This window comes from Amycolatopsis sp. WAC 04182 (genome assembly GCF_003947465.1).
Taxonomy (GTDB): Bacteria; Actinomycetota; Actinomycetes; order Mycobacteriales; family Pseudonocardiaceae; genus Amycolatopsis.
Genome location: NZ_QHJJ01000007.1, coordinates 23881 through 40216, shown reverse-complemented (window position 1 = coordinate 40216; position 16336 = coordinate 23881). Strand labels below are relative to the sequence as shown.

General features: G+C 68.6%; 18 protein-coding genes. 2 read left to right on the top strand and 16 right to left on the bottom strand.

Translation table 11 applies throughout. The features are described from left to right. Positions 1-44: 44 nt before the first annotated feature. Positions 45-635 carry a TetR/AcrR family transcriptional regulator gene (locus DMH01_RS32420; protein ID WP_125681536.1) on the top strand — a complete coding sequence of 197 codons (591 nt, stop codon included), beginning with the start codon at positions 45-47 and terminating at the stop codon, positions 633-635. 281 nt (positions 636-916) lie between these two features. On the opposite strand, the gene DMH01_RS32415 is transcribed toward DMH01_RS32420, so the two are convergent. After that, complete coding sequence (locus DMH01_RS32415; RefSeq protein ID WP_233621737.1) at positions 917-1408, bottom strand: DUF4386 domain-containing protein; 492 nt, start codon at positions 1406-1408, stop codon at positions 917-919. Here DMH01_RS32415 and DMH01_RS32410 point away from each other — a divergent pair. Continuing rightward, entirely contained in the window at positions 1398-1832 is a 435-nt protein-coding gene (locus tag DMH01_RS32410) for a hypothetical protein (RefSeq protein WP_125681532.1), read from the top strand. The two genes, DMH01_RS32415 and DMH01_RS32410, sit on opposite strands and share 11 nt — an antisense overlap. A 1018-nt stretch (positions 1833-2850) precedes the next feature. On the opposite strand, the gene DMH01_RS32400 is transcribed toward DMH01_RS32410, so the two are convergent. Genes DMH01_RS32400 through dnaK form a run of 15 tightly spaced genes read right to left on the bottom strand, consistent with a single transcriptional unit; the run spans position 2851 to position 16127 of the window. Beyond that, positions 2851-3132 carry a hypothetical protein gene (locus DMH01_RS32400; protein ID WP_125681528.1) on the bottom strand — a complete coding sequence of 94 codons (282 nt, stop codon included), beginning with the start codon at positions 3130-3132 and terminating at the stop codon, positions 2851-2853. 33 nt (positions 3133-3165) lie between these two features. Then, positions 3166-3567, bottom strand: a complete 402-nt coding sequence (locus DMH01_RS32395; protein WP_125681526.1) for a hypothetical protein — start codon at positions 3565-3567, stop codon at positions 3166-3168. Then, a complete protein-coding gene (locus DMH01_RS32390) occupies positions 3564-4499 on the bottom strand; it encodes an alpha/beta fold hydrolase (protein ID WP_125681524.1) in 936 nt (311 codons plus the stop codon). Before DMH01_RS32390 ends, DMH01_RS32395 begins: the two co-directional genes overlap by 4 nt. Positions 4500-4519: 20 nt before the next feature. After that, entirely contained in the window at positions 4520-5326 is an 807-nt protein-coding gene (locus DMH01_RS32385) for an oxidoreductase (protein ID WP_125681523.1), read from the bottom strand. Then, the gene (locus DMH01_RS32380) at positions 5283-5732 is read right to left on the bottom strand and encodes a CBS domain-containing protein (protein WP_125681520.1); all 450 of its coding nucleotides are present in this window, start codon (positions 5730-5732) and stop codon (positions 5283-5285) included. The genes DMH01_RS32385 and DMH01_RS32380 overlap by 44 nt, the downstream gene beginning before the upstream one ends. Next, entirely contained in the window at positions 5729-5941 is a 213-nt protein-coding gene (locus DMH01_RS32375) for a hypothetical protein (RefSeq protein WP_125681518.1), read from the bottom strand. The genes DMH01_RS32380 and DMH01_RS32375 overlap by 4 nt, the downstream gene beginning before the upstream one ends. Before the next feature lie 18 nt (positions 5942-5959). Next, on the bottom strand, positions 5960-7348 hold the full coding sequence (locus DMH01_RS32370; RefSeq protein WP_125681516.1) for a glucose-6-phosphate dehydrogenase: 1389 nt from the start codon (positions 7346-7348) through the stop codon (positions 5960-5962). A 4-nt stretch (positions 7349-7352) separates the two neighbouring features. Beyond that, positions 7353-8297: a Dyp-type peroxidase gene (locus DMH01_RS32365; protein ID WP_233621736.1), complete on the bottom strand. Its 945-nt coding sequence runs from the start codon at positions 8295-8297 to the stop codon at positions 7353-7355. Then, positions 8294-8638 carry a hypothetical protein gene (locus tag DMH01_RS32360; protein ID WP_125681512.1) on the bottom strand — a complete coding sequence of 115 codons (345 nt, stop codon included), beginning with the start codon at positions 8636-8638 and terminating at the stop codon, positions 8294-8296. Before DMH01_RS32360 ends, DMH01_RS32365 begins: the two co-directional genes overlap by 4 nt. Positions 8639-8683: 45 nt before the next feature. After that, entirely contained in the window at positions 8684-9934 is a 1251-nt protein-coding gene (locus tag DMH01_RS32355) for a CdaR family transcriptional regulator (RefSeq protein ID WP_125681511.1), read from the bottom strand. Then, the gene (gene clpB, locus DMH01_RS32350) at positions 9931-12561 is read right to left on the bottom strand and encodes an ATP-dependent chaperone ClpB (RefSeq protein ID WP_125681509.1); all 2631 of its coding nucleotides are present in this window, start codon (positions 12559-12561) and stop codon (positions 9931-9933) included. The genes DMH01_RS32355 and clpB overlap by 4 nt, the downstream gene beginning before the upstream one ends. Positions 12562-12563: 2 nt before the next feature. After that, positions 12564-12875, bottom strand: a complete 312-nt coding sequence (locus tag DMH01_RS32345) for a chaperone modulator CbpM (protein WP_125681507.1) — start codon at positions 12873-12875, stop codon at positions 12564-12566. Next, complete coding sequence (locus DMH01_RS32340; RefSeq protein ID WP_125681505.1) at positions 12872-13774, bottom strand: DnaJ C-terminal domain-containing protein; 903 nt, start codon at positions 13772-13774, stop codon at positions 12872-12874. The genes DMH01_RS32345 and DMH01_RS32340 overlap by 4 nt, the downstream gene beginning before the upstream one ends. Then, complete coding sequence (locus DMH01_RS32335; RefSeq protein WP_125681503.1) at positions 13774-14256, bottom strand: nucleotide exchange factor GrpE; 483 nt, start codon at positions 14254-14256, stop codon at positions 13774-13776. Before DMH01_RS32335 ends, DMH01_RS32340 begins: the two co-directional genes overlap by 1 nt. Positions 14257-14261: 5 nt before the next feature. Next, entirely contained in the window at positions 14262-16127 is a 1866-nt protein-coding gene (dnaK, locus tag DMH01_RS32330) for a molecular chaperone DnaK (protein ID WP_125681501.1), read from the bottom strand. Positions 16128-16336 lie beyond the last annotated feature (209 nt).

Sequence of the window (16336 nt, the reverse complement as noted above, 5' to 3'; positions counted from 1 at the left end):
CCACGACTTGTCAACGGCACGCTACGTGCCGATAGAATGACGGTATGTCCGACCAGCACGCCACACCGCGACGTAGAGGCGCCGCGCGCACCGACGAACTGCTTCAAGTGACCCTCGATCTGGCCGCGGAGGTCGGCTACGCAGGCCTGAACATCGAGGCGGTCGCCCGCCGGGCCGGGGTCGGCAAACACACCATCTACCGACGCTGGCCATCCAAAGCAGCACTCCTGCTGGACGCGCTCAGCCGCGTATGGACCACCGACCTCGACTACCACGACACCGGCGATGTCCGAGCGGACCTGCGCGAACAGTTCCTGCGCTCCGCCCCCGCACTCTCCAGCCCACCCATCGGCCCCGTCTACCGAGGGCTGATCGCCGAGGCGCAGTCCGACCCGGCACTGCGAGCGACCCTGCACGAACGATTCCTGCTCACCGTGGAGAAACGCACCCTCGACAGGATCACCCGCGCGCAGCACGCCGGCGAACTGGTCGCGGACGTGGATCTGGAGTTCGCGGCCGAGGTGCTGTGCGGCACGTTGTACTACCGCCAACTGCTGTCGACCCGCCCCATCGACGAGAACGCCGTCGACGACCTGCTGGACATGTTCATGGCTGCCTACCGCACCACCCGGTGAACAACGGCTCCGCGCACGATCATCCGGGATCGTGTCCCGATCACACGCCGAGCTACGAAACACATCAGGACAATCACCAAAAATGGCCGGCGGCAAGAGCTTTCCCGTCGCCGACGGCCACGACCACACTGGCACCGCGTTGGTGGTGTGAGCCCCACCGTTCCGGGGTACTTCGGCGATGCGTCGCCACACCTCCTACCCCACCTTCACGATCCTCAGAGTGGGGCCGCCTCGAAACCAGGAGCGCGAGGTCTACACCGCAAACGATGAGCGGCTCATGCTCAGGCGCCGCTGGGGAAGGTGAAGCCCTTGACGAACAGCCAGATCGGCAGGACCACTTCGAAGACACCGCCCGGGACCAGCGCGACGAGTCCGACGCCTTGGGTCACGTCGACCACGCCGAACAGGTCGAGGACGCATCCGGCCAGCAACGTCGGGTAGCTGACGATGCCGAGGACCGCGAGCCAGCGCGGGACGAGTCTCGACCGGTGGAGCAGGATGGACATGCACAGGCCCGCCGCGGTGACGACCAGATAGATCAGCAAGGTGGCGACCCCCTGCTGCGCTTTCACTGAAGCGCCGAGACTCGCCGACGTGGCGGCGTCGATCGTGCCGTCACGCAACCCGGCTCCGAGTTCGATCACCATCAGCGGGATCGCCAGGTAGAACAGGCTCGCGGCGAGTTCGATGACTCTGAAGCCGATGTGTGCCAGCGCCAGTGCTTCGCCGTGGTGTTTCACCAAGGGGAACAGGAGAACCGCGATGCCCACCACCCCGAACTGCCCGGCCAGCAGAAGGGCGCCGGTGGCCAGCGCGCTGGTTTGCGTGGAGGCGCCGGCCGGGAAGTCCGGGCTGTTCAGTACCCCGGTGGTGAGTGAGTTGCTCGGCGAGGGCTTGCCTCAGTTCGCCCAGCCGCCGTTCGGCGTGCGGATGGCCGGAGAGGAACAGGTCGACGGTATGCCACAGCAGGCCCATCAGGCGGTCGCCGCGACGGCCGGTGTGGGTGCTTTCGCCGATCAGTTCCCTGGCCAGGGTCTGTCTCAGCTGTCCGTGGTCCGGGCCGAGCAGGCAGTGGTGGGCGACGCTCAGCGCCTCCGCGTCGTCCGCGAGCCGGGTTTCCTCAAGCATGGAAAGGATTTCCGTGTGGCGGGCCGCCCGGTAGTCGACCTCGCCCGCGAGCCGTACCCGCAGCCGTAGTGCCAGCGAGGACTCCGTGCCGACAGCGGAAAGCGCGTTTCTCAATCGGGTCTGCATCTGGTGGGTGCCGGTGGCCGTGCGATGTTCGTGCACCCACAGGCCCGACAGTCCCAGCATCGCGCGCGCCTGGCTCTCTCCGTCACCCGCCTGCTTCGCCAGGTTGTAGGCGTTTTCGAAATGCTGCCTGCTGGTCCGCAGATCGCCTTTGCCGAGTAGGGCGTCTTCACCGGCGGCGACCGGCCCGGTCTCGTCGGGCTCCGGAGCCTGTAGTTCCTTGTCCTGAGCGAGGATTCGCCGTTGGATCACGGGTGAGTGCGCGCGAAGGTTCGACTCCGGACTCCCCCGCCGACCCCAGCTGAGCAACAGGCGCCCACACCAGGCGAACCGAACCATCCACACACCACAACCGCCGAACAACTGATGTGGGCCCACTACCTCCGCGAACGTTCACAAGGCCGAACACCGTCCGGAGCCGAACTCGACCGCATCGCCGGAACCCACAACTACGGCCGACGCATCCTCCGAAAATGGCGCAGCGAAGGCATCCTCCCGCACACAGCCCCCGAGCCGCATCGACCACGCGAAACACCGTCGATGCCTCAAACGACGGCACCGCCGAACCCACTTCCGCAAGCCGACACCGCAGAACGAGAACTCGCCGAATCAACGTCCTAAGGTTTGATCCGACCCCATGATCAGCCTGAGCACCACCCAACTGAACGAAAACCAGCATTTTGATCTTCAAAGACCTAGGTCAGTTAGTGTCGTCCCCGCGCGAGCGGGGGTTGGTCCACCACCCAGTTCGCGGGCGAGATCCTCGGGTCGGTCGTCCCCGCGCGAGCGGGGTTGGTCCCGTCCACCAGGCCGCGCTGATCGTTCTGTCGGTGTCGTCCCCGCCCAAGTGGGGCTGGTCCCCGGATCGTGTTCGGTGACGAAACTCTAGGTTTGTTCTCCCCGCGCGAGCGGGGCTGGTCTTCCGATGCGCAGCCGGTGGTCGACGAGTTCTGGTTCTCGCCCGTCAGGTGGCAGTTTCAAAGCCTTCGTGAGGCTGCGGCGCGACAAGCGCCTCCCGGGCTCGTTCGACGTCCTCCGTGGAGACCCAACCCCCGGAAGGACGACAGAACACCTCACACCTGCCTTGAATCGTCACCGTCAGCTCTTCGCCGGACTCCACAACGAAGTCCGCGAGGTCGTTCCACAACGCGACAAAGGCAGTCCACTCGAGGTCGCGTGTGACGGGCTGCGCGAAGATCGCTTCATAAGTCCTGCAAATCTGACTCTCGCAGAAATGCCGTTCCACGGTCCTTCGCCCCTGACGCCAGACACGAAGCGGCTATACCCGGCGACCGCTGATGCGGTAGATCCGCCCGGTCTTCTTCAAGGCACCGACATCCCAGGCTCCCCCGACGCCGTCGATCATCCAGGCCACGAAGGCCCACAGGTCGCTCAACGCCTGCTCCTCGTCCATCGGTTCGAGGCCCGGTACCAGGGCCGCGATCCGCACGCCGGCGGGAAACGGCTGCCCCGAGTAGCCAACGAACACAAGTTCGTAGTGACGCCCACCCACCCTGATCACGCCGGGGGCCCGGAAGGGGTCGGCATCGAGGCCGAACACGGACGAAAAGAAGGCACGGAACTCGGGATAGTGGCCGATCTGATGCTCCGCGAGCAGCGGCACGGACCGAACCCGGGCAGGCCGGCCGTTCACGACGACGACGTCGTGGTTCCTGGTCATCGGCGCTGTCCGGTCACGCGGCGAACGAAGCCGACCAGGATCTCGCCGATCTCCGCACCGGAGTCCTCCTGGAGGAAATGCCGGCCAGTCACCAAATACGGCCCTTCCGCGTGCGGCCACAACCGGGTCCAGTGGCGAGTGAACACGTCCCTGGTGAACACATCGTCATCGCGGCCCCAGATCACCGCGGCGGGGAGCCGCATCCGGCGGACCTGTGCTTCGAGCCAGGTGAATCGCTCACGTGCGAGGTCGGCGTCGTGTCCCAAAGGGATCGACCGGGGCCAGATCCAGGTCAACGCCCGCTCGTCGGCGTCGGCGAGCACCTCGACGTAAGCCGCCATCGCCTCGCGCACGAACTTCTCGCGGTCCACCACCGACAGGTACATACCGCGTCCGGGCATCGCGGCCCGCGCGCCCAGCAGGTAGGGCCCGACGACCGGAGCGTGCATGAGTTTCCACGGCATGACACGGTGGTGGAATTCGGCCGAGGGTTCGGCCCAGGCCCACGTCGACATCACCACGACCGACGAGGCGGCGTGCGGCCGGACGGCGATCGCCGCCAAGCCGGTCGGGCCTCCCCAGTCGTGGCAGACGAACGTCGCGTCCTTCAGCCCCAGCCCGTCGATGAGCGCGACCAGGTTCGCGGCGTGGTTGTCGAGAGTGTGCACCGCGTGATCATGAGGCTTCTCGGACAGGCCGAACCCGATCTGGTCGGGAACGACCACGCGCAGACCGGCATCGAGCAACGGACGCATGACGTCACGCCACAGGAAGCCCCACGCCGGATTTCCGCCCAGCAGCAGGACCGTCGCCGCGTCCCGTGGGCCCACGTCGACGTAGTGCATGCGCCTGCCGTTCACCCGCAGGAAGTTCGACTCGTAGGGGAACGATGCCCGGACATGGTCCGGGAGATCCGCGATCGTGCGTGCCATGAGCCACCTTTCCACCGTCGTCAGGGGACGAGGACCGCGATACCGATCTCCGGAATGACTACGACGGCGTCCTTGAGCGGAAACGTCCGCACGGTGGGCACCACACGACCGAAGGCGGCTTCCGTCAGTGCCGCGTTCTCCAGGTGGCGCAAGCCGCCCGAGAGATTCGCGAGGGCTGAGTCCGCAGCCGATATCGCGGACAAGTCCCGCTCCCGCAGCTCCTCCGGAGTGAACCGTGCCGGGTCGGCGCCCCAGTGGACCATGCGCCCGCCGGGGGCGAGCAGGTCGAACGCGGCACGGCCCGCCTTCCCTCCGACGCCGTCGAGGACCACTGTCACCTGGCCGCCCACGATGGTCGCCCCGTCGGTCAGGGCCACGGTGGCGCGGACGTTGTGGGCCGACTGCGCGAGCAAAGGCCCGATCCCGTCCCGGGACACCAGCACCAGGACCACGTCGCCGGGAACCAGGTCGGCGACCTCGACGATGCCCATCGCCCTGCGCCCGATCCCCACCATCGCGGCCGCTGCCGCGTCGTCCAGCGAGTCCGGCAGCGCGTGCAGGGCCTCGACCGGGGCGATCGCGTGGTCGGCGTAGCCGCCGCCATCCGGTCCCAAGTGGACGGCGACGCGCTCGCCCCACCAGCGGCGTGACACCCCCTCGCCGAGCTTGTCGACGACTCCGGCCACCGCGAGCCCAGGAACCGGGGCGTCCCCGCGGTCCACGACGCACGCGTTCACGGCGATCCGGACCTGGCCTCGCCCTGGTCTGGGATCGGGTACCCGCCTATAGATCAGTTTTCCCGGCTTGTACTGCTGTATCGCGTGCATGTTTCTCCTGAGAACGGGCCCGTGCCGCCACATCGGCGTCGGAGCAGAAACCAAGACCGGAACGTTTGAGGCACAGCAGACCGAGCAGACCGCCGTCGCCGTCCACCACAGCCAACCTCCGTCGACGGCCGCGCATCGCCTGCCATGTCGCGAGCAGATCGGCCTCGGGGCCGACCACCCGGCCGGTCAGCCGTCCCGCGCGCCATGCGGGCATCCCACCGGGCAGGCCCGTGAGGTCCGGCCACTCGACGACGCTCACCAGTACCGCGCCTGCGACGACCAGCGCCACGTGCACATGGTCGTCGCGGAACAGTTCGCGTACCTGGGTGACGGTCGCCGTGTGATCGAGCAGCTTCGGTGCGTGGAGCATCGCCTCGGCCACGGTCGCGCCACCGAAACGGGTCACTCGGTGTCGTTCCACTCGGTGTCGGCGCGATCGGCCGCGGCAGTGCGGTCCCGGGCGATTTCCAGGGCCCTGCGAGCGGTTTCCTCGTCGGGGTACGGGCCGAGCAGGTCGACACCACGCGACTGGCGGCCCCGTTCGACCTCACCGGTCCTCGTGTTGAAGTACCAGTCCTGCTCCGGGCCGGGGCTGGTTTCTTGGATCCAGTTCATCGATGCCTCTCAGCTGATTCAGGCGCCTGGCAGCCACGGCGGCTGCCAGGCGGGATAGCCCTCCACCAACGTGTCCGCCGCGGCCGGGCCCCACGTGCCAATCGCGTACGGTCGCGCCGGCGGCGGGTAGGCGAGGAGGGGTTGGAGGATGCGCCAGCTCTCGTCGACCGCGTCCTGCCAGGAGAACAGCCGGTCGTCACCGTCCAGAGCGTCGGCGAGCAGGCGCTCGTAGGGCGAGCGCGGACCGCCGAGGTCCCGTTCGAAGGTCGTGTCCAGCCGGATCGGCCGCCATCGCCCTCGACTGTCCAAACCGGACAGACGCAGCCGGAGGGCGGGCGTCGGCGAGACGCGGAGCACGATCTGGTTGGCCTCGACCTGCGCCGCGTCGGGCAGGAACCGCAACCGGGGCGTGTGCCGCAGGAACAGCCGCACCTCCGTGGCGCTGTCCGGCAGGCACTTGCCCGCTCGCAGGAAGACCGGCACGCCGGCCCAAGGCCAGCTGTCGATCCCCAGCTTCAACGCGACGTAGGTTTCGGTGTCCGAACCCGGCGCCACGCCGGGCACGGCATGGTATCCCTCGTACTGCCCGCGCACGGCGGTGTGGACGTCCACCGGCGGGATCGCTTTGAGCACCTCGAGTTTCTTCGCCCGAAGGTCTGCCACGCCGGGCCCGATGGGGGCGTCCATCGCGATCAGCGCGAGCAGTTGCAGCAGGTGGTTCTGGACGACGTCCCGCAGTGCTCCGACCGAGTCGTAGAACCGGCCGCGTCCGGCGACGTCCAGCCGCTGCGCCATGGTGATGTGCACGGCCTCGACGCTCTCGCGATCCCACAGCCGTGCCATGGCGTGGTTCGCGAACCGCAGGTATTCGATCTCGATGACCGGTTCCTTGCCGAGGAAATGGTCCACCAGAAGGATCTGCCGGTCGTCCAGCACCTGACGGAGCCGTGCGCGCAGTTCCCGCGCCGAAGTCAAGTCTTCGCCGAACGGCTTCTCCAGAGCCACGCGCGCGTCGGCCAGGAGGCCCCTGGCGAAAAGCCGTTCCACGACCGGCGCGAACAACGACGGTGGCAGCGCGAGGTAGTACAGCGGCCGCCGGACGTTCGCCAATTCCTCCGCCAGCGCCTCGTACAGGTCCGGGTCGTTCGCATCACCGCCCACGTAGGTCAGACGGCGCACCAGGCGCGCGAAGACCGTCTCGTCGAAGTATTCTCCGGATTTCTCGATCGCCCGCCGCGCCAGATCCCTCAGGTCCGAAGTGGACAACCCGCCGGAGGCGACACCTACCACTGGGCAGCGCAGCACTCCCCGACGTTCCAGCCGGTACAGCGCGGGCAACGTCATCTTCGCCGCAAGGTCGCCGGTGATCCCGAAGATCACGAGCGCTCCGGCGTTCCAGTCCCCCATCGCTTCAGCCCCGGCCGGCTGGAAGCGCGGGAGGGTCGGCCAGGAAACCGGCCGGTGGAACGAAGTACAGGCCGCCCGTGACCGCGGTGGACACGTCGAGGAGCTGATCCGGTTGCTCGGCGAGGAACATCCGGGTGAGCATCCGCTCCGTCACTCCCGGGTCGGCGGCGTATCCGCAGAAGTAAGTGCCGTACTCGTCGCGGGCGATGGACCCGAACGGCATGTTGTCCCGCAGGATCTTGCCTTCGGTCCCGTCGGGGCCTTCGATCGTGGTGAGCGCGACGTGGGAATCGACGGCCTTCTCCGCGTCCGGGATCTCGACATCGTCGGCCAGATGCCGACCCACCGCCCGGTCGCGTTCCTCGACCGGCTTGGCGGTCCACTTCGCCAGGTCGTGCAGGTACTTCTGCACGATCAGATACGAGCCGCCGGTGAAGCCGGGGTCCTCGTCGGCGACGAGCGCGGCCACCCCGGCGGCGTGGCCGACCGGGTTCTCCGTGCCGTCGACGTAGCCGAGCAGATCCCGGCGGTCGAAGTAGCGGAACCCGACCGTGTCGTCCTGGACCGAGACCGCGGTGTCGAGGCGGGCCGCCACCCGGCGAGCCAGTTCGAAACACGGGTACAGCCGTGTCGCCCTGATGTGCAGGAAAAGGTCGCCGGGTGTGGACGGCGCCTGATGCCTGGATCCGGACAGGGCGCGGAACGGATGAAGCAAGGCCGGGCGCTCACCGGTGAAGAGCCGGTCCCACGCCGCCGAGCCGATGCCCGCGACACAGGTCAGATGCTCGTCCGGCAACGGGAACCCGACCGACCGGACCATCCCCGCCAGATCCGGTAACAGGTCGTGCACGGCCGCCTCTCCCCCTGTCCCGATCGTCAGGGTCATGAAGAGCGCGCTTTCGGTCAGCGGCGCGAGAACGGGCTGGGCAAGATTTTCCGGTGTTCTCACAGCAATCCCGCGTCTTCGGGGGTCACTTCGCAGGTGCGCTCACGCTGCGTGGAATCGGAGACCCGGACCACCGTGCCGGTCCCGCAACCGCGCCACGCGACCGCGACCCCTTGCGGCAGTTCGTACTCGGCGCCGATCGCGCCACTGGACGCGGTTTCGGCCGGGCCGACATGGAAGGTCCGGATATCCCCGGTGGTTTCCCCGTCGACCTTCGTCACCTCGTAGACGAAGATCGCGACCCGCTGGCCGACGGCGGGGAAATCGGGAGGCCACGGATTGTCGAACAGCCCGCCCTGCGGCGTGCCGATGGTCTTGGCGGTGATCGTGCGCTGCTCGCTCATGAGACTTCCCAGGATTCGATGAAAGGTTTGCGGTACGACAAGGGATCAGCGCTCGCCGAGCAGCACCGTGCCGGACCGGCGCGGCGAGCTCAGGCTCAGCGCTTGCAGGGCGGTCACCAACTCGGCGACCTGCCGGGGTTCGGTCAGCGACCGGTCGGTCAGTTCGCGGATCCGGCGCAGCCGGTACCGGACTGTGTTGGCATGGCAGTGCAGAACCTGCGCCGCCCGTTCGGACGAGCCACCGACGGAGAAGTAGGCCTCCAGCGTCTCCAGCAGTACATCGCGTTCCTCCGCGGACAGATCGAGTACCGCCCCGAAGACCTCGTCCGCGAGCCGTCGCCCTTCGTCCGGGTCATAGGCGACGAACGCGGCGAGCGGGCTGGCGCTGAACGCGCGGGCCTCGCGCCGTTCCGGCTGGATGCCGGCGAGGGCCGCGCGGGCGAGATGGAGTGCGCGCGGGGTGTCGGTCAGCGACCGGTACAGCGGGCTGATACCGGTCCGGGCCCTGGCCAGGTCCTGCAGTAGCGCCAGCAGCGCGTCGTACTGCTCCTCGCGCAGCGACACGACACCGGCCTGCTGCGTTGGCGTGAGGTGCCACGCCGAGACGATGCCGAGCCTCGCCAGTTGCCGCTCGATCCCGACCAGGCTCTCCTGGGCCAGGCTCAGTGTTTCGGCGGTGACCACCGCCAGCTTGCCGTCCAGCGAAAAACCCAGTAGCCGTCCCGCTTCCCACGGCCCCGCGTCGAAGACCCGCTGGCCGGTGAACAACGCTTCGGCCAGCGCCGAACGCCGCCGTTGCTGGGACGCGAGCAGCTCGGCACTCGTCGCCCGATAGGCCTCGGTGACCCGGACCGCATGGCCGTCGGTGACCTGCCACAGCAGGCTCGCGACGTCGGCCAGCTCGTCCATGGCGCCTTCCGACGCGGACGCGCGGGCGTGCCGCACCAGCAAGTCCCACAGCATCCCGCAGGCGACCCGGTACACCTGCAGCACTTCGGGCAGCGGGGCACCCTGGTGTGCCCTGCGGGCTCCGGTGTCCTCCGGAGCACTCTGGTCGGGGTCTCCGGTCCCAGCCAGGGCGTCGACCATGAACCGCAGGTTCACCGCGATCGACCGGCGCAGGTCGGCACGCGGCACGATCTTTTCGTCGCGGTAGAGCTCGATGCGCTCGCGGACGGCCGCGCACACGTCGTCCACGAGCCGCGGCAGCCGGGCTTCGATCCAGTCGACGAGCGCGGCTGCGACGACGGACGATCCTTCGCGTACGGGATCGACCGGTGAATCGGGGTCGCTCACGCCGCTTCCTCGGTGCCGGGGTTCCTGCAGGTCACGGTGAGCTTGCCGTCGGCGAGGCCGAGCTGGATCACGGCGCCGTCCCCGACCTCCCCGCCGAGCAGTGCCCGTCCGATCCTGGTCTCCACTTCCCTGGCGAGGAACCGGCGCAACGGGCGTGCGCCGTAGACCGGATCGAAACCCTGCTCGGCGATGTAGCGCAGGGTGTCGAGCGGCGCGGCCAGCGTCATCCGCCGCGCCGCCAGGCGCCCACGCAGGTCGGCGAGCATCAGCTCCACGATGCGCTCGATCTCCGGTTCGGTGAGCGGGGTGAACAGCACGATGTCGTCGATCCGGTTCAGGAACTCCGGACGGAAGTGCCCGCGGAGGGCGGCCATGACGGCGTCACGCGCGTCGGCCTTGATCTCCCCGCCGGCGTCGACACCGTCCACAAGGAAGTGGGCGCCGATGTTGGAGGTCATGATGATGACCGTGTTGCGGAAGTCGACCGTGCGGCCCTGCGAGTCGGTGAGCCGTCCGTCGTCGAGGACCTGCAGCAGCGTGTTGAACACGTCCGCGTGCGCCTTCTCGATCTCGTCGAGCAGGACGACCGAGTACGGCTTGCGGCGGACGGCTTCGGTGAGCTGGCCGCCCTCGTCGTGGCCGACGTACCCGGGCGGCGCGCCGATGAGGCGGGAGACCGTGTGCCGCTCCTGGTACTCGCTCATGTCGACGCGGACGATGTTGTCGTCGGTGTCGAACAGGCTCGCCGCGAGTGCCTTGGCCAGTTCGGTCTTCCCGACCCCGGTCGGGCCGAGGAACAGGAACGAGCCGATCGGGCGGCGCGGATCCTTGATCCCCGAGCGGGCGCGGATGATGGCGTCCGCGACCGCCCGCACCGCCTCGTCCTGCCCGATGACGCGTTCGTGGAGGAGGTCGTCCAGCCGCAGCAGTTTCTCCCGCTCGCCCTCCTGCAGCCTGCTGACCGGGATGCCGGTCCACCGTGACACCACGGCGGCGATCTCCTCCTCGGTCACGACCTCACGCAGCAGCCGCGTACCCGCCTGCCGGGCCGCCAGCAGCTCTTCTTCACCCGCGAGTCGTCGCTCGAGCTCGGGCAGCTTGCCGTGCCGCAGTTGCGCGGCCAGGTCGAGGTCGTAGGCGCGTTCGGCGGCTTCGGCGTCGTGACGGACTCGTTCGATCTCCTCACGCAAGGCCTGGACCTTGTTCAGGGCGGCGCGTTCGGCCTCCCATTGCGTGCGCATCCCGCCGGCTTCGGCGCGCAGATCGACCAGCTCGCGGCGCAGTTCTTCCAGCCGCGCCCCGCTCGCCGCGTCGTTTTCCTTGGCCAGTGCGGCTTCCTCGATCTCGCCGCGGGTCAGGCGGCGGCTCAGCTCGTCGAGTTCCGCGGGCATCGAATCGATTTCCGTGCGCAGCATCGCGCACGCCTCGTCCACCAGATCGATCGCCTTGTCCGGCAGGAACCGGTCCGAGATGTACCGGTGGGACAGCACGACGGCGGCGACCAGAGCGCTGTCCTGGATCTTGACGCCGTGGAACACCTCGAGACGTTCCCTGAGCCCCCGGAGGATGGAGATGGCGTCCTCGACCGACGGCTCGTCCACCAGCACGGGCTGGAACCGGCGTTCGAGCGCGGCGTCCTTTTCGATGTACTTGCGGTATTCGTCGGCCGTCGTGGCCCCGATGAGGTGCAATTCGCCGCGGGCGAGCATCGGCTTGAGCATGTTGCCCGCGTCCATCGCGCCTTCGGTGGCCCCTGCGCCGACGACCGTGTGCAGTTCGTCGACGAACAGCAGGATCCGGCCCTCGGCGGCCTTCACCTCGTTGAGCACCGCCTTGAAGCGCTCTTCGAACTCGCCCCGGTACTTCGCCCCGGCCACCAGCGCGCCGAGGTCGAGGGAGAAGACCGTCTTGCCCTTCAGCCCCTCCGGCACGTCGCCGCGGTCGATCCGCTGCGCCAGTCCTTCGGCGATCGCGGTCTTGCCCACCCCCGGTTCACCGGTGAGCACGGGGTTGTTCTTCGTCTTGCGCGAGAGGATCTGGATCACGCGGCGGATCTCGGCATCACGGCCGATGACCGGGTCGAGTTTGCCCGCCGCGGCATCGGCCACGAGGTCGCGGCCGTACTTTTCCAAGGCCTCATAAGCAGATTCCGGCGTCGCGGAGGTGACGCGCTGATTGCCGCGCACCTTCCGCAGCACCTCCAGGAACTTGTCCCGGGTCAAGCCGGCGGATCGCAACAGCCGTCCGGCGGCACTCGTGGCGCCTTCCTCCACCAGGGCCGCGACGAGGTGCTCGACCGAGACATAGTCGTCCTTGAGCCGGCCGGCCTCACGGTCGGCGGCGTCGAGCGCACGAGCGAGCCGGGCGGTCACGCGCGTCTCACCAGGGGCGGAGGCCGGCCCGGTGACCTTGGGACGGCGCGCGAGTTCGGCCTCGACTTCGCCGCGCAGCAGGGCCGGGTCCGCGCCTGCCTCGGTCAGCAACCGCGGGACGAGTCCGTCGGGCTGGTCGAGCAGGGCCAGCAGCAGATGTTCGCCGTCGACATCGGGGTGGCCGAGCCGCAGCGCGGCGGTCTGGGCGTCGTGCAGCGCTTCCTGGGATTTCTGGGTGAGCCTGTTCGGGTCCATGGTCAGTCTCCGCTGCGTCGAGATCGGGTACGAAGGGCCGCCTCGAGTTCCGCGATGCGGTCGAGCAGGTCGGCGACGAGGCCGACGGCGGCGTAGTTGAGCGGCAATCCGGCACGCAGACGCCGGATCCGGGCCGCGGCCACGAGTTCTCCGGCCGGGAACCACAGTTCTCCGCCGCTGTCCGTGGCGGGTTTGAACAGTCCGAGCGCGGTCAAGCGGCGGACCAGTTCCTCGGACAGCCCGGTCGCGTGGGCGAAGGTCTTCAGATCGAGGTAGGCGGCGCCGGGGTGGCGCACCAGCGCGTAGGTGGTCATCGCCGGTCGGAGCTCCTCGGGTTGAATGCGGACACCGCGGCCAGTCGTTCGAACTGTTCCCGTTCCTCGTCGGTCAGCTCGGACGGGACGACCACGGACGCCTTGGCGTAGAGATCGCCCGCCGCGCCACGGGGATGGGGAAGCCCGCGGCCGCGCAGCCGGAGCCTCCGCCCGGTCGACGTGCCCGGCGGCACCTTCAGCTTCGCTTCCCCGCCGGGGATTTCGAGCGTCACAGTGGTTCCGAGTGCCGCTTCCCACGGCGTCAGCGGAAGATCGACCGTCAGGTCCCGGCCGTCGACGCGGTACCGCCGATGCGGCGCGAGGTGCACGATCAGGTACAGGTCACCCGGAGGCGCGCCGTCCGTGCCGCGCCCGCCTTGGCCGGCGAGCCGGATCCGCTGACCGTCGGTGACGCCTGCCGGGATGTCGACCTCGATCGTTCGCGGGCCCAACGTGATCGACCGCTTGCCACCGCGGTGCGCGTCTTCGACGGTGAGTTCGATCGAGGCTTCCTGGTCCGCGCCGGGCATCGGGCCGTGCCGCCGGGCCCTGCCGTCGAAGATCCCGCCGAGCAGGTCTTCGAGGTCGATGTCCTCGGCGCTCCCGAACGGGCTCCCCGTGGTGAACGGGGCACCGGACCTTGCCCGTGCCCACGTTTCCGGGTCCATCCCGTCGGGGACCTGCCGGAAATCCGGGCCGAACGCGTCGTAACGGCGGCGGGTTTCCGGCTCCGACAGCACGTCGTAGGCCTCGGAGATCTCCTTGAACCGGTCTTCGGCGCCGGGGTCCTTGTTGATGTCCGGGTGGTACTGCCGGGCCAGTTTCCGGTACGCACGCTGGATTTCCGCCTGGTCCGCGGTCCGGCTCACCCCCAGGACGGTGTAGAAGTCCTGCGCCATCAGTCCTGCCTCGCCACCACGACCGCGGCCGGGCGCAGCTGGGTCGGTCCCTCGCCGTAGCCCGGCCGCACCACCTCGACGATCGTGCCCGGAGAGACCTCTCCCGCCTGGACGGTGCTCACGGCCTCGTGAGCGACGGGATCGAACGGCGTCCCGGCCTCCTCCGCGCGCCGGGCGAAGCCCAACCGCGCCATGACGGCGTCGGCCAGCTCCCGGACGGCCTTGACCCCTTCGACGATCGAGGCGGGGTCGGCGTCCGCGTGGTCCAGCGCGACGTCCAGGTTGTCGAGTACCGGCAGCCAAGCGGCCGCAGTCCGGATCCGCTCGATGTCGGCGAGCTGTTCGGCCTCGCGCGCCGTGCGTTTGCGGTAGTTGTCGAAATCCGCCGAGACACGCCGCACGTGGTCTTCCAGGTTCTTGATCTGTTCGCGCAGCGCCTTCTCATCGACGTGGTCGTCGTGCGCGGTGTCCTCTGTCGTCATCGTGATCAGGACGTGGTGAACTCGGCGTCGACGACGTCGTCGTCGCCGTCGGCCGGCGGCTTGGCTTCCCCGGGGGTGACCGCGGCGAGACCGTGGTAGAGCTGCTGCAGCTCAGCGGTCAGCGACCGGAGCCGGTCGAGGCCGGGTTCCCGGTCGTCCTTCAGCAGCTCTCGCGCGTCCCCGACCAGCATCTCGGCACGCGCCTTGTCGTGCACGGCCACGCTCTCGCCGAGCTCGGTCAGCCGTCGTTCGACCTGGTAGGCGGCCTGGTCGAGCGTGTTGCGTGCGTCGACCAGCTCGCGGAGCCGTGCGTCTTCGGCCCGGTGCTCCTCGGCGTCGGCCACCATCCGCTCGACTTCGGAACCGTCCAGATTGGAGCTCTCGCTGATGGTGATGCGCTGTTCGGCACCGGTTTCCTTGTCCTGCGCGGAAACGTTGAGGATGCCGTTGGCGTCGATGTCGTAGACGACCTCGATCTGCGGGACGCCGCGCGGGGCGGGGCGGATGTTCTCCAGCCGGAACCGGCCCAGCACCCGGTTGTCCGCGGCCTTCTCGCGCTCGCCCTGCAGCACCACGACGTCGACGGCGGACTGGTCGTCCTCGGCGGTGCTGAACGTTTCCTTGCGCCGGGCGGGGATCGTGGTGTTGCGCTCGATGACCTTGGTCATCATGCCGCCGAGGGTCTCGATACCGAGCGACAGCGGCGTGACGTCGAGCAGCAGGACGTCCTTCGCCTCGCCCTTGATGATCGCCGCCTGGACCGCCGCACCCAGCGCGACCACCTCGTCCGGGTTCACCGTCATGTTCGGGTCCTTGCCACCGGCCAGGCGGCGCACCAGTTCCTGCACCGCCGGGATCCGCGTGGATCCGCCGACCAGGATGACCTCGTCGATGTCGCTCGGCGAGAGCTTCGCGTCGGAGATCGCCTGCTCGACCGGGCCGCGGCACCGTTCGACGAGGTCCGCGGTGATCTGGTCGAACGTCGACCGCATGAGCGTGGTGTTGAGGTGTTTCGGCCCGGAGGCGTCCGCGGTGATGAACGGCAGGTTGATCGTCGTGCGGGTGACCGACGACAGCTCCTCCTTGGCCTTCGCCGCTGCTTCGAACAACCGCTGCAGGGCCTGCGGGTCCTTGCGCAGGTCGATCCCGTTGTCCCGCTCGAACTCGTCCGCGAGGTGGTCCACGACGCGCCGGTCGAAGTCGTCACCGCCCAGATGGGTGTCCCCCGCGGTGGACCGCACCTCCACGACACCGTCGCCGATGTCGAGCACGCTCACGTCGAACGTTCCGCCGCCGAGGTCGAAGACCAGCACGGTCTCCTGTTGTTTCTTGTCCAGACCGTAGGCCAGCGCGGCGGCGGTGGGCTCGTTGATGATCCGCAGCACCTCGAGCCCGGCGATCCGGCCGGCGTCCTTGGTCGCCTGACGCTGTGCGTCGTTGAAGTACGCGGGCACGGTGATGACGGCCTCGGTCACCTTCTCACCGAGGAACTTCGACGCCTCGTCGACGAGCTTGCGCAGGACCAGCGCCGACACCTCTTCAGGGGCGTACTGCTTGCCATGCACATCGAAGCGGACGGCACCGTCCGAGCCGGGGACGACGTCGAAGGCGACGGCGTCCAGCTCGCTCGAGACCTCGTCGTGGCGGCGCCCGACGAACCGCTTCGCCGAGGAGATCGTGCCCTTGGGGTTCAAGATCGCCTGACGGCGCGCCAGCTGGCCGACGAGCCGTTCACCCGAATCGGTGTAGGCGACGACCGACGGCGTCGTCCGCGCGCCGTCGGCGTTGGCGATCACCACCGGCTGGCCGCCCTCCAGCACCGCGATCACCGAGTTGGTCGTCCCCAGGTCGATGCCTACCGCTTTCGCCACGGCGTGTTCCTTCCAGCGCAGTCGCTCACACGAATTCCCGTGTCGGGAACAGTGAATTCGTGACCGGTCTACTTGAGCCCGATAAGGGGCGTCAAGACGAAAAGATGTGCGCCTGAATTGCGACCAGGCATTTTCCGCCAGCGTTGTGGGACGCCACTAAAAAGTTTGTCATCCGGTCACAACGGGTGGTTCACAATTGTGCTCGATGA

Bases quoted from the DNA above. Each gene is read 5' to 3' on its own strand.
- DMH01_RS32340 (WP_125681505.1), bottom strand. From the start codon at position 13,774: ATGGCGCAGGACTTCTACACCGTCCTGGGGGTGAGCCGGACCGCGGAC.
- DMH01_RS32385 (WP_125681523.1), bottom strand. From the start codon at position 5,326: ATGCACGCGATACAGCAGTACAAGCCGGGAAAACTGATCTATAGGCGG.
- DMH01_RS32345 (WP_125681507.1), bottom strand. From the start codon at position 12,875: ATGACCACCTACGCGCTGGTGCGCCACCCCGGCGCCGCCTACCTCGAT.
- DMH01_RS32335 (WP_125681503.1), bottom strand. From the start codon at position 14,256: ATGACGACAGAGGACACCGCGCACGACGACCACGTCGATGAGAAGGCG.
- DMH01_RS32410 (WP_125681532.1), top strand. From the start codon at position 1,398: ATGCCCACCACCCCGAACTGCCCGGCCAGCAGAAGGGCGCCGGTGGCC.
- DMH01_RS32375 (WP_125681518.1), bottom strand. From the start codon at position 5,941: ATGAACTGGATCCAAGAAACCAGCCCCGGCCCGGAGCAGGACTGGTAC.
- DMH01_RS32360 (WP_125681512.1), bottom strand. From the start codon at position 8,638: ATGAGCGAGCAGCGCACGATCACCGCCAAGACCATCGGCACGCCGCAG.
- DMH01_RS32370 (WP_125681516.1), bottom strand. From the start codon at position 7,348: ATGGGGGACTGGAACGCCGGAGCGCTCGTGATCTTCGGGATCACCGGC.
- DMH01_RS32390 (WP_125681524.1), bottom strand. From the start codon at position 4,499: ATGGCACGCACGATCGCGGATCTCCCGGACCATGTCCGGGCATCGTTC.
- DMH01_RS32420 (WP_125681536.1), top strand. From the start codon at position 45: ATGTCCGACCAGCACGCCACACCGCGACGTAGAGGCGCCGCGCGCACC.
- DMH01_RS32395 (WP_125681526.1), bottom strand. From the start codon at position 3,567: ATGACCAGGAACCACGACGTCGTCGTCGTGAACGGCCGGCCTGCCCGG.
- clpB (WP_125681509.1), bottom strand. From the start codon at position 12,561: ATGGACCCGAACAGGCTCACCCAGAAATCCCAGGAAGCGCTGCACGAC.